This is a genomic window from Bacillus pretiosus (assembly GCF_052947655.1).
In genome coordinates this window covers 1574764-1587632 of sequence record NZ_CM129593.1, presented here as the reverse complement: position 1 = coordinate 1587632, position 12869 = coordinate 1574764, and the positions used below count along the sequence as shown (strand labels likewise).

13 protein-coding genes are annotated in these 12869 nt (G+C 34.1%); 2 read left to right on the top strand and 11 right to left on the bottom strand.

Features of this window, described 5'->3' with window-relative positions:
- Window positions 1–15 precede the first annotated feature (15 nt).
- Genes ACU8YW_RS08310 through ACU8YW_RS08295 form a run of 4 tightly spaced genes read right to left on the bottom strand, consistent with a single transcriptional unit; the run spans window position 16 to window position 3170 of the window.
- Window positions 16–879, bottom strand: a complete 864-nt coding sequence (locus ACU8YW_RS08310; RefSeq protein WP_098134028.1) for a flagellar hook-associated protein 3 — start codon at window positions 877–879, stop codon at window positions 16–18.
- Window positions 880–920: 41 nt separating this feature from the next.
- Window positions 921–2219, bottom strand: coding sequence for a flagellar hook-associated protein FlgK (gene flgK / locus ACU8YW_RS08305; protein WP_088062766.1), 1299 nt, complete (start codon window positions 2217–2219; stop codon window positions 921–923).
- 17 nt (window positions 2220–2236) lie between these two features.
- Window positions 2237–2689: a hypothetical protein gene (locus ACU8YW_RS08300; protein ID WP_088062765.1), complete on the bottom strand. Its 453-nt coding sequence runs from the start codon at window positions 2687–2689 to the stop codon at window positions 2237–2239.
- Between the two features lie 16 nt (window positions 2690–2705).
- Complete coding sequence (locus ACU8YW_RS08295; protein WP_000946323.1) at window positions 2706–3170, bottom strand: YaaR family protein; 465 nt, start codon at window positions 3168–3170, stop codon at window positions 2706–2708.
- 143 nt (window positions 3171–3313) lie between these two features.
- Between ACU8YW_RS08295 and ACU8YW_RS08290 the strand changes: the two genes are divergently transcribed.
- Together ACU8YW_RS08290 and cheR are read left to right on the top strand one after the other, a co-directional pair.
- Window positions 3314–3811, top strand: coding sequence for a hypothetical protein (locus ACU8YW_RS08290; RefSeq protein WP_001020094.1), 498 nt, complete (start codon window positions 3314–3316; stop codon window positions 3809–3811).
- 39 nt (window positions 3812–3850) lie between these two features.
- Window positions 3851–4633, top strand: coding sequence for a protein-glutamate O-methyltransferase CheR (gene cheR / locus ACU8YW_RS08285; protein WP_000582890.1), 783 nt, complete (start codon window positions 3851–3853; stop codon window positions 4631–4633).
- Window positions 4634–4666: 33 nt separating this feature from the next.
- Here the strand turns inward: cheR and ACU8YW_RS08280 are convergent, their stop codons facing one another.
- The 7 genes from ACU8YW_RS08280 to ACU8YW_RS08250 all read right to left on the bottom strand — a co-directional run bounded on the left by ACU8YW_RS08280 (window position 4667) and on the right by ACU8YW_RS08250 (window position 12801).
- The gene (locus ACU8YW_RS08280) at window positions 4667–5383 is read right to left on the bottom strand and encodes a hypothetical protein (RefSeq protein ID WP_097907347.1); all 717 of its coding nucleotides are present in this window, start codon (window positions 5381–5383) and stop codon (window positions 4667–4669) included.
- A 27-nt stretch (window positions 5384–5410) separates the two neighbouring features.
- Entirely contained in the window at window positions 5411–6769 is a 1359-nt protein-coding gene (locus ACU8YW_RS08275) for a transglycosylase (protein WP_426933794.1), read from the bottom strand.
- Between the two features lie 29 nt (window positions 6770–6798).
- Window positions 6799–8442: a flagellar motor switch protein gene (locus ACU8YW_RS08270; RefSeq protein ID WP_087985602.1), complete on the bottom strand. Its 1644-nt coding sequence runs from the start codon at window positions 8440–8442 to the stop codon at window positions 6799–6801.
- A gap of 173 nt (window positions 8443–8615) precedes the next feature.
- Window positions 8616–10619: a chemotaxis protein CheA gene (locus ACU8YW_RS08265; protein WP_426933795.1), complete on the bottom strand. Its 2004-nt coding sequence runs from the start codon at window positions 10617–10619 to the stop codon at window positions 8616–8618.
- Window positions 10620–10748: 129 nt separating this feature from the next.
- Complete coding sequence (locus ACU8YW_RS08260; RefSeq protein ID WP_000940570.1) at window positions 10749–11117, bottom strand: response regulator; 369 nt, start codon at window positions 11115–11117, stop codon at window positions 10749–10751.
- 150 nt (window positions 11118–11267) lie between these two features.
- Window positions 11268–11945 carry an OmpA family protein gene (locus ACU8YW_RS08255; protein ID WP_000977943.1) on the bottom strand — a complete coding sequence of 226 codons (678 nt, stop codon included), beginning with the start codon at window positions 11943–11945 and terminating at the stop codon, window positions 11268–11270.
- Between the two features lie 22 nt (window positions 11946–11967).
- Window positions 11968–12801 carry a flagellar motor protein MotP gene (locus ACU8YW_RS08250; RefSeq protein ID WP_098134026.1) on the bottom strand — a complete coding sequence of 278 codons (834 nt, stop codon included), beginning with the start codon at window positions 12799–12801 and terminating at the stop codon, window positions 11968–11970.
- Window positions 12802–12869 lie beyond the last annotated feature (68 nt).

Below are 12869 nucleotides of genomic sequence, written 5' to 3'. Positions count from 1 at the left end.
TTCACTCCTTATCATTTACATGTAATCTAAAATACTCGTTTTACTCATCGTACTAACAGCTTTTAATGTTGCTTCGTACGTTGCGTTTATATAAGCTAAATCAGAAATTGCGACCGCTAAATCAACATCCTCAATTTCTTTACGGTTTTCTTGAAGTGCTACATTTTGCTCGCTTAAAATTGTTTTAAACGTCTCCATTGTGTTCATTGTCGAACCAACTTCAGTTGTACGATTAATGATGCCATCTAAGTTTTGCTTATTTCCTTCTAATAACGGTTTTAACGCTTTTGGGTCACCGTTTTGCATCGCTTCACTCATCTGTTTTAACGTTTTTATAACTGGGGATAATAATGCTTCTCCGTTACGAAACGCTTTGAATTCATAACCGTCATTTAGTTGCCAGTTCACATCATTTTTTCCACCTTGGTATGTACCATCTTCTGTAAACGGCGGCTTCTCTGCACTATCACCACCGAAAATATAACGGCCTTGCTCTTTCGTATTCGCTAAATATACAACTTGTTTTAAAATTTGATCAATTTCTACACCAATAGCCTTCAATTCTTTTTCACTATTTGTTCCATTTAATGCTTGTACTGTTAATTGATCTGCTCTTGTTAAAGATTTCAAAACACCTTGTAAAGTATTTTCAGTTTGTGTTAACACATTTTTCGAATCCGCTATATCTTTTTGCATTTGTTCAATATTCGCCAATGAATGTTGAATCGCAAATGATTTACTTGCTGCAAGTGGATCTTCACTCATAAGAAGGTTTTTCTTCCCTGAAGTTACTTGATTTCGATGGTATTGTTGTTGCACATTTAAATCCATTAACTGATTCTTTGCCCAGCTTGCATTTTGAAATGTAGATACTCTCATTTTTATCTCCTCCTTATATATTTCCAATCAACTACTATCACTTATCGAATAATCGAAAATAGGCTATCAAACACTTCATTCATCGTCGTAATAGCTTTAGAGTTTGCGACGAAATATTTTTGGAAGGCCATTAAATTAACCATTTCCTCTTCCATATTAACGCCTTCAACACCCATCTTTTCTTGCTGAATTCCCTCTAATAAATCCCCATGGATTTTTTGATAAGCATTCACTGCACTTTTATCAGATGCTACACCAACTATAAATTGGTCTAATGCTTGTTTATATGTAAGTCCTTCTTTATAATCATCATTCGTAATTGCTGCTAGGTTATTTGCTGTTTCAGCAGATATTTTCATTTTCGAAACATCTTTTGCAAATTCAGGGTTTAATTTCATATCTTTCGCTTGATCTTCCACAAAGAACTCTTTTCCCATTTCTGTGTTCACTTCATTCTTTACAGAAATCATTAATTCTTCAAGGTTTTTCTTATAACTAGCAATCTTCGCTTTCGTATCGATCGCTGATTGGATTGCTCCACTAGTTAAAGGAATTTCCGAACCGTAAATTTCAGCAGTCATTGGTTCTTTTTCTTTATTTAATTGAAGTGGATATGTATCTTGTCCATTTACTGTTAAAACACCATTCATTCTAACACTCGCGATATTAGGATTCATAGATTCATAAGACACTTCTATATTTGCATACTTAGACATTTCTGTAATGATACGATCACGTTCATCCAAAAGTTGATTTGGCACTTGTGTACCTGCTTGTCCAATTTTTTTATTCGCTTCCGCTAAGCTGCCAGCAAGACGATTAAATTCATTTACATGCGCTTCAATATCTTCTGTCGTTTGTGCTTCTGCTGTATCTAAGCCTTTCGCTAGACGATTTACTTGACTTGTAAACTTCCCAGTTTCAGAAATTAATGTATCGTAGTAATTTGGTTGTTCTGGATTTTTTGCAACTTCACGAAAGGCATTAAAGAAGCCATCCATTAAACTAGATAATGAATTCTTTCCTGTCGTTCCAACCATAGATTCTACACGTGATAAAGTCGAATTCATGTAGTTATAGTAAGAGAGTTGAGATAATTGATCGTTAAACTGTTTCGTCTTCACTTCATCTGTAATACGGTCAATGCCTAACGTTTGTACACCGTAACCTATTTTTTGTTCCGGTGAATAGCCCTGACTTGCTCCAGCCGATCCGTAATTCACCATTTGACGCACATAACCAGGCGTATGAATGTTTGATAAATTTTGTTTCGTCGTTTGTAATCCCATTTGTGCCGCTAACAAACCCGATAACGGCGTATTATAATCAGATAGTCTCATAATGTTTCACTTCCCCTTTACAATAGTTCGTTCATAAAGATTTGTGAATTATTGTTTCGCTCTAAATTATATTCAGAAACGGAATCCACAATACTTTCTGTAGTTTTTAATAGTACGTTTAAGTAATATTGATTTTTCAAAAGAATCATTTTTACATTCTCTTCTAATTCTGTTAGGTTTTTTTGTAATTCTTCCATTTTTTCAATTTCTTCATGAGAAAAATACGAAAATAACGCACTTACGCGAAATGCTTCCACTCCCTGTTCTTTACAAAACTGAGCAACCATTTCTTCAAATGAACTTGATAACTTTTTTAAACCATCAATGTACTGCAATTGCTCTACTTGTAACTTTTGAACTGCATTTACATTTTTATGTTTTAAATTCTCATATATTTGTTCTCCAAGTATTTGAATGTTTTCATATGCTTTTTGAATAATAACGAGCTTTTCATATAATTGTATGTACATATAGCTTCCTTCCCTTTTACAAGACTAAATTTACAATTAAACCGTGGATTTCTCCAATTTGATTTAACATTTCTAAATGTCCTGTTTTCGTATTAATTAAGTTCATAACATCTTCTAACTCATTTAATCCCATTTCCGCCTGTTTCACAATCGTCATTTTCTGTGAATATCCGTAACGCGGATGACGAGACATGACATCTTTATATTGCAATACATTATCTACGTAAAAATTCAAAAATGATTTTACTGTATTTTTGTATTCCATTACATTATCAAGCGTTAATTCCATTTCAATTTTCTCTTTAATTTCTCCAATGTTATCGACAAATGCTTCCATTTGTTCTAGCAATTTATCTTTTTTCGGATCTGCATGCAAATTATCCGAAAATGCAAGTCCTGTCCTGACATTTGCTTCTTTCGGCATTTGAGTAGCAGGCGGTATATGCGATAAAATTGGATTATGCGAGATCGAACGCAGCATATATATCACCTATTTATTTTTTTATTTCTTCCTAAACTTAATCGTAAAATCCAGTTATTTATAATTATACTCTGAACACTAATATTTTGCAGTTATTTTTTATAAAAGATATGTTACAATTTAGCATGAGGTGGCACAAATCTATGAATATTTTTCTTTGTGGTTCAAATCAATTAACAGCATTAGATCAAGAAGAAATAAAAAAATTTTTAACTGACTATGCTCACAAACATAAAATTTACATATTATGTTATAAATCTATCGAAAATGAGATTCTTCGTTTTTTCATCGAAAACGAAAGACTCGCTCAAAATTTATGCCTTTACACGCTACAGCCGTTACAAGCATTAACAGATGAATTTCAAGAGGTCGTTGATTACTTAAAAAAACACGGAGCCGAGTATGTCGCTTTTGATCATCCTTCCGACTCCATTTACCGATCAGATTATATGTTTTTTGTAAAACAAATAATCGAAGATACCGATTTAGTTCTCTGTTTTTATAATGGGGACAAGCATACTTCTGTCATTCCCGTTGACGTTGCAAAAGAAGCAGGAATTGATGCTGTTATTTATGATTTACCAGGTTTACATGAAAAACAGATGAAAAAAAACTTTGAACAAAAAATCCGTATGATGTAAAGGGGGAGGCACAATATCGTTATTGTGCCTATTATAAATATGATAATTGAACAAGATTATGATCATTTTATCGCGAGTTTTAAACAACAATTCAATATGGATATCGCTTCATATAAACAAGATAGAATGCGTCGTAGAATCGATGCTTTTATTTCGAGAAAGGGCTTTGAGAACTACACTAGTTTTCTAAGCAATTTACGTACCGATCAAAATTTATTTTTAAGTTTTATTGACTATATTACAATTAACGTTTCAGAATTTTTTAGAAATAAAGAACGTTGGCAAACGTTAGAGACGAAAGCACTACCAAAATTACTTGAACAAAATAACGGAAAATTAAAAGTATGGAGTGCCGCTTGCGCTGCCGGTGAAGAACCATATACACTCTCTTTGATTTTATCGAAGCATCTAGCTCCATTTCGTTTTGAAATACAAGCAACAGATCTTGATTTTCACATTTTAGAAACTGCAAAACGCGGTCAATATACAGAACGTTCTTTAAAAGAATTACCTATCGATTTGAAAGAGCGTCATTTCACAAAAGAAAATGATATATATTCATTACATCAAAATATTAAGCAAAACGTCACGTTCAAACAACACGACCTGTTAATGCAGTCGTTCGATACAAATTACGATTTAATCATTTGTCGCAACGTAATGATATACTTTACTGAAGAAGCAAGGGTAAAACTTTATGAAAAGTTTAGTCGTTCTTTACGAAAAGGCGGCGTACTATTTGTTGGTAGTACCGAACAAATTTTAACACCTGAACGTTATAATCTTCAGAGATTTGATACATTCTTCTACGAAAAAATATAAAAGAGGTCGTCACAATGTAAAGTGACGACCTTTTTATATAACTCGAATTAAAATAATAGCAACAATCCATACAAAGAGAAAAAGAAATGTCATAGACCATTTATGTTCTTGCATCGTTTGTTTCAGGGCCTGTGATAATTGTGTCATATTCATTTCTGCGAGCGCTCTCCATACACTTACATCCCGCTCTTTAGCAGTGCGATCTGTAACGCTAATTAAAATAGTTTCGTTAGACAATTTCGTTATGTAAGCAGTAATAACCGTTACCATTAAATTTATATTTCCTTCTGAAGAATCACTTTCCACTCTAGAAATGAGTGCACTTACATCTAATAACGGAATATGTACCTTTCTACCAAATGATAGTTGTACTTCTGCGAAATCATACGTTCCATCTAACAAAGGAAGTTCTTTTATATGCGCCTGCTTAACAAGCCCTTGTAAACTTCTCATTACTTGTTCAAATACTTTTTCTGTTTGCTTCCCTTCTCCAGATAACGTATGCAACTTTTTAAAGAGTTGTAACACTGTATCCATCTCTTTAGAAAGCATTTCCTTCATAACCTTTCCATCACCTAAACTCGCAAGTAAAATTCCTATTTCATTATTTTTCGAAATAATCTTAGACTGTCCAGTAAACACTAGATTACTATGCTTTCGTTCTTTCTGGATTTCATGTTCCGAAATAGCTGCAGGCTGTTTTAATGGTTGTAGCGTCTTATTATCAATTGTCGTACGTTTAATCTCCATCTAAGCGCCTCCACTACGGTGAAATAATTAGCCCCATTCTTTATTACTCTTTAAAACTAAAAATAGTACGAATAAACCTGACATAATAGCAAACACATTAGAAGCTTGTATTCCTTGTTCGCTACTGTCTTCTTTTTTCTTTTGCGGTTCTTCTATTTGTTCTTTCTTTTTCGAAACGACTCCATTGTCATTTCTACTTTTGTTCTCTTTTTGAGCCTTTCCATCACTTACTTCCTTATGATTTCCCAACGGCTCCTTTATAAAGTAAGTAATTCCTTCTTTCTCTTTCAGCGGCTCTTTTATAAAATCGTTTATTTTCTCTTCTTGCTTCGGAATTTGAACAACTGGCGGTTTTTCTTCCAGGAGCGGAATCTCTATTTTTGAGTCTTCCTGCTTCTCTGGTTCTTTCTCTGGTTCTTCCTTATCTTCTAATTTATCTTCATTCTCTCGTTCTTCTACCTTTTTATTATCTTCTGGTTTTTGCTCCAAAATAGAAACGATATACTCACTTTCTTCAACCAGTTTATTGCCGGCCGCATCCACTATCTCTACAAGTATTTCGTACGTCCCGATTGGTAACCCATCCGTTATTTCAAATACTTTTTGCCAATCCATGTCGCGCTTATTGTAATCTAATAAAAATGTAATCTCTTTATTTTCTTTCCCTTTTAATGTAACACGAACCTCTTTCACAACTGATTCTACGTCTGTCGCCTTCACTCGCACACGTATAGAATCGCCTTGTTTCCGTTCAATTAGCTTCTCTTTCGCCTCGTCAACAGTAACTTTATGCAACTTCGGCAGTTCTTTATCTATTGTTGGCGTGTCATTATTTATACGAATAAATGGGACTTTCACTTCATTTTCTATAAGCTCTTCTTTCTCAGTTTCTTTAGAACTTTGAATGAGCTGAAGATTCCAATCACCTTGCAAATCAAAAGTTTCGACCTTGTAGTTAGAAATCCATCGCTTCGTTTCCTCATCATACTTAAACGATAGCATTCTTTCTTGTTCATACCGATCGTCGTTTTTTGGCAAGCGCAAAATACCTTTTATACTTTGAACATTTTGCTCTTTCGGCTCTACAATAACCCGCACTTCTTCGCCAACTTTTAATTCCGACTTATTTACTGTAATAATCCCTTGATCCGTCTCTATCTTTTTTTCGACCTCTTGTTCATTTGCTACTTCTTGTTGTTGCTCTTTACCTTGATTCACTTCCACTTGCTCTGGCTGCTCTTGAACTTCTTTGTTTTCTTCTTGTACATTCATTTCATTTAATTTTTGATTTGGCTCAATTTGTTCTTCCGCCTGACTTTGCAGTGGGAAGAACAAACACACATTTATGAATAGCCAGCTCATTAGAAAAAACTTTACGTTTTTCATCTACTAACTCAAACTCCTATTTCAACGACTTATAGCGATTTCGTCACTTTTACTCCGAAGAATCCATCTACATTTACAAGTTCACCATACGCCACCAATACATCATTTACATAAATACGAATTGGTTCGTCAATATCCTCATCTAGTACAACCGCTTCATTCTCTTGTAAACTTAAAATATCTTGAATTGTTTTCACTGTGCTTCCAAATACAAATTTCACATTCATTTCTACATTTTGTAAGATGGATGTATCCATGTATACTGGTTCCATTTGTTTTACTTCTTTAAATTCAATAGGTTGCACAACAGGTTCTACAATTTTTTCTTCTTCAATTTCTTCCGTAACAATTTCTTCTTCCTCTTCCACCATTGGATATAGAAGTCTTCTTACCATTTCTTTCGCTTCTGAAATCGGTAAAATTTGATACATTTTCGATTGAAGCAGGTCGCCAATTTCAAGGTTGAACGTAATTTGGACGAGTTCGTCCACTTTCATTGACTCTCCCAAATATTCCATTTCTTCTTTTAACGTTACGAATTTAACATTTGGTGGTGTCATGTCCATTTTTTCTTGAAACATTTCTGACATCGCCGTCGCAGCATGCCCCATCATTTGGTTCATGATTTCTTTAATACCGCTCAGTTCTAATTCACTAAGCTCCTTCTCTGGATCAACTTCCCCTGTTCCCATCATCATTAAATCTACCATTGTTAAAGCGACATCTTTCGTAAATACGAATACATTCTCATTCTTTAGCCCTTCAACAAAATCAACATTTAAAATAACAAACGGGACTGGTACTCCGTCATAATGACGAACATTGATTGATTCTACATTGGGCGTACTAATTGTAACTGGCTGATTTAATAGTGTTGACAATACTGTTGAAGCTGAACCAATTGAAATATTTGCAATTTCACCAAGGACATCTTTCTCTTCTTGTGTTAAATGCTCTTTTTCAACTTGTTCTTCTACAATCTCAGTTTCCACTATTTCTGCTGGCTCATCTTTTTCTTCTACTCCACCAGATAATTGCATTAATTTATTTACCATTCGTTTCGCATGTTCAACTGAAACAATTTGCACAAGTTTAGAGTTTACAAGATTATCTATCTTTAAATCAAACGATACTTTAACAATCGTTTGATTCCCATCAATCTCAGAAATTTTCTCCATTTCTTCTGATAACTTTACAACTTTAATTGTCGGCGGAGACATATCTACTGTATCTTGAAAGAATTCTGACATAGATGTAGCTGCGAACCCCATCATTTGATTCATCGCTTCTTGTACAGCACTTAGCTCTAATTCACCAAGTTCTTTTCCGTCTTCCACTTCACCTGTTCCCATCATCATTAAATCAGCAATGGATAATGCAACATCTTGCTTAAGGACAAGAAGGTTTTCCATATCTAATCCTTTTGTAAAATGAATGTTTAATACAACGTGTGGAACTTCGACGTCGCTTGAATCATATAAATCTACCAATTCTATGCGAGGAGCAGTAATACTTACTTGCCTATTTAAGATTGTTGATAATACAGTCGAAGCTGAACCAAATGATATATTTGCAATTTCGCCAAGAATATCACATTCTTGAGGCGTTAAATGCTCATTTTCTTTTTCGAGCACAATTGTGCTCGTATCCCCTTTTGTGTGTTGCTCAGGCATTTTCTCTGCCTCCTCATTTCTGTTTTTCTATCAAATGATATAAACTCTCATTTTATTTTAACAAACTTATTATATAAAACGTTAATATGTATTTATTCCCATTTTTAGATTAGTAACGATTAACCAAAAAGCTCCCCAATTGTATACAAGTGGGGAGCTTTCCTTCATTCCTATTATAAACCTTCTGGGTTTAAAATGAGGACCACTCGTCCATCACCGAGAATTGTCGCACCAGAGAAATAATTAGAACTCTCTGCAAAGAAGTCACCTAATGACTTTAAGACTATTTCTCTTTGACCGATAATTGTGTTTACAATAAGTCCATAGCTGCGATGTGTATTACGAACAATTAACACAGGAACCATTTGACCATCATATGACGCAAACGCCTCATCTACTGTTTTCTCACCAAATACAGTACTTAAATGCTTCACTTCAATAATTTGATTACGGTAATTTAACACATCTTTTCCTTGTAAGGATTGGATGTCTTCTTTTTTAATCCGAATTGCTTCAACAATATTGCCAAGAGGGAAAGCATAACGTTTATCATTTGTTTGAACAAGCATAGATTGAATAATGGACAACGTTAATGGCAGTTCAATTCTAAATGTACTACCTTTCCCTTCTTCAGAATCAATAATTAAGTGTCCACCTAAACTATGGATCGTATGTTTCACTACATCTAATCCAACGCCACGCCCAGAAAGGTCTGATACAACTTCAGCTGTACTAAATCCTGGTTGGAAAATCAAATCAAATACTTCACGGTCCGTTAATTTATTTGCCTCAGATTCTGTTACAACACCATTTTTAATCGCTTTTTCTAATACTTTCCCTTTATGAATTCCATTTCCATCATCCGTAATTTGAATAACGACATGATTTCCACTATGGAACGCTTCTAATTTAATCGTACCTGTCTCATTTTTTCCTGCATCACGACGTTGTTCAACAGTTTCAACCCCATGATCAATTGCATTACGAATTAAATGGACGAGTGGATCACCGATTTCATCAATAACAATTTTATCAACTTCGGTGTCTTCACCTGTAATTTGTAAATCGATTTTCTTTCCTAAATCTTTCGCTAACATACGTACCATACGCGGGAAACGATTGAAAACAGTCTCTATCGGTACCATACGCATATTTAATAGTACATTTTGAATATCTTTTGAAATATCACCTAATCGATTTAAATGCTCAATTAATTCCTTGTTTTGAATTGCTTGTGCCAATTCATCTATACGACCACGCTCAATTACACTTTCTTCAAACATGTTCATTAATCTTTCAATTTTTTCTAATTGAACACGTATGGAACGATTTTCCACTTTACCATTTTTCGTTTTTGCAGCGCTTTTAGCAGGTGTAGCATTAGCAGATTGCTTCGATACTTCTTTAATTGATTCCACATGAGTAGCCGCTTGTAAACCTTCCTGCATAGCTTCTTGTGTACCCAATTCTTTCGAGACTACTTCTTTTAATGTATGTCCTTGCTTCACTTCTACTTTCTCAATTTCAGAAACATGAAGCACTACTTGTTTTAATTCTTCTTCACTTTGATCAGTATCCATAAATACTGTGAACTCAAAACCGAAAGCATCTGCTTCAATTTCTTCAATACTTGGAACTGTTTTTTGTACATTACCTACATTTTGCAGTGCTTCAATACACATAATTGCACGTACTGCTTTTAAAATAGCATGTTGCTCAACAGTTATATGCACTTCATGCGAAACTGCATCATCATTATTTATAGGTTCTTGCTCAATATATTCCGCAGGAGTTTCTACATTGCCATTCAATAATGCTTCTAATTTCTGCTTAGTTGTAATTACATCAATATTGCCCATTCCGCCTTGTTGCACATCTGCAACCATCTTCTCTAAATTATCAATGCACTCAAAAATCACATCAATAATCTCTGCATTTACAACTATATTCCCATGACGAATTTCATCTAAAACGTTTTCCATTTTATGCGTTAAATCCGCCATTTCCGTAAATTCCATACTCGCTGACATACCTTTAAATGTATGGGCTGAGCGGAATATTTCTCCTACTACACTCATATCAGCAGGATTCTGTTCTAAAATTAGCACATTTTCATTTAGCGACTGTAAATGTTCTTCTGATTCCTCAAAAAATATATTTAATAGATCTGTTTGCATTTTCATCCCCTACCTGTCTAACAAACATTTCATTTATGTATAACAATTTAGTGTTTTAAAGCAAGAAAAAAGGGGGCCACACGCATATCCACTATCAATGTTTAGATTCCTTGTGGCACCCCTTCTATATTAGCTGTTTGCTACTTTTGTTAAAGCTTCAATTACTCGATCCGCTTGGAACGGCTTTACAATAAAGTCTTTTGCTCCACCCTTAATTGCATCTAATACCATACCTTGTTGTCCCATTGCAGAACAAATAACAACTTTTGCACTTGAATCAATTTTAATAATTTCTTTTAACGCTTCAAGTCCGTCCATTTCTGGCATAGTAATATCTAATGTTACAATATCCGGTTGAAGTTCTTTAAACTTCTGAATTGCTTCTACTCCATTCTCTGCTTCACCAATAATTTCAAATTCAGAATTACTTTTTAATAAGTTTTTAATCATCGTTCGCATGAACATCGCATCGTCTACAACTAAAATTTTATGTGCCATTCTTTTTAATTCTCTCCTTCTATGTATAAATATATCTTAATATTTCACCTTATCATTCTCACTCATTATACAAAATAAAATGATAAAATTTAATATTTTTTTAAAAGAATTTTCGTATTTTCATTATTTTATTATTAAAATGATAATATACTATTCTTTTATGTAAATGACAACGCGACGGTTTTTCTCCCAATTTTGCGGTGAATCATTTGGTACAACTGGCTTTGTGTCTGCATACCCTACCGCAGCTAGTCTTTTATCATCCACATTATACACTTCGATTAAGTGGTGAATCATATTTGCTGCTCTTGCTGAAGACAGCTCCCAGTTAGAAGGGAATTTGTCATTATGAATAGGTCTACTATCTGTATGCCCTTCAACAACAATCGGATTTGGTACTGATTGGAAAAACCCAACTAATTGACTTATTATCTCTTTCGCTTCCGGTTTAACGTTCGCGTCACCCGTATCAAATATTAAATTATCTACTATAACGACGCTTACTCCTGTATCCTCACGATATACATTCACTTGACTAATACCGTTATTATCTACATATGCTTTTAATTTCTTATATAATTCATCCATTCTTTTTTTCGAGACCATTTTTTCATCATTTTTTTCATGCGAAATATCTGGTATTGTATTTTCCATTACTTTCGCATCTACTTGCTCCACGTCACTAAACTTTTCAAGCATCTTTGACAATTTTACTGCATCCTGCTTTGATGTAGCAACTAGTAATACAAAGAAAGTTAATAATAACATCGTTAAATCTGTAAAAGTCGTCATCCAACGAGGCGATCCCTTTTGCGGTCGTTTCATCATAACCATACCACTCCTTGAAATATTAGGCTGCTCGTTTTACTTTTTTTACCTTTGTTTCGTATACATATGTATCGAGTTTCAACTTTAATTTAGAAGGAATTTGACCGCGATATAATTCTGAAATCGCTTCAATAACAAACTTCTTCTCTGTATATAAATCTTCAATACCACGATACACCTTTTCAGCAAGAGGGATTGCAATCATATTTGCAAGTACTGATCCATACAATGTCGTTAACATCGCAACTGCCATCCCTGTACCAATTTGCGATGTGTCTTGCAAGTTTTGAAGCATAATGATAAGACCAATTAAAGTCCCTATCATGCCCCAAGCTGGAGCGAAATCACCAATTTTATCTAATAATGTCGCTCCCTTTCTTAGCTCATACACTTCCGTTTCAACATCTTTCATTAACACTTCTTTTAATTCCTCTTCATCATAACCACTTAACATGAGTTGAATTCCTTTTTGAATAAAAGGATTGTCTACTTGCTCTCCATCAACTTCTAAAGAAAGTAGGCCGTGTTTTTTAGACTTTTTCGAAAAATCAACAAATAAATCCGTTAACTGTTCTAAATTTTCTTCTTTTCTATGTAAAACAGTAAAAATGCTTTTCGTATATTTTTTTATTTCTCCAAATCGATATGCCACAACAATTGTCGCTGTAGTTCCCCCTATGACAATTAAAATAGATGAAATATCTAAAAAGTTTTTAAAAGCTTTTATTCCGCCGCCGCCAATCATAATTGCCGCTATCACTATAGCAAAACCTACTATAATGCCGACTGGGCTAGAAATGTCAAACTTCCTTTTTCTTCTTTGTGGTCTAGCAAATCCTTGATTTTCTTCTCCCATATTCCTGCCCTTTCCTTTTCATTTTTATAAAACATTTTTTTATTTTAATAATGCGTTTTCACATATAA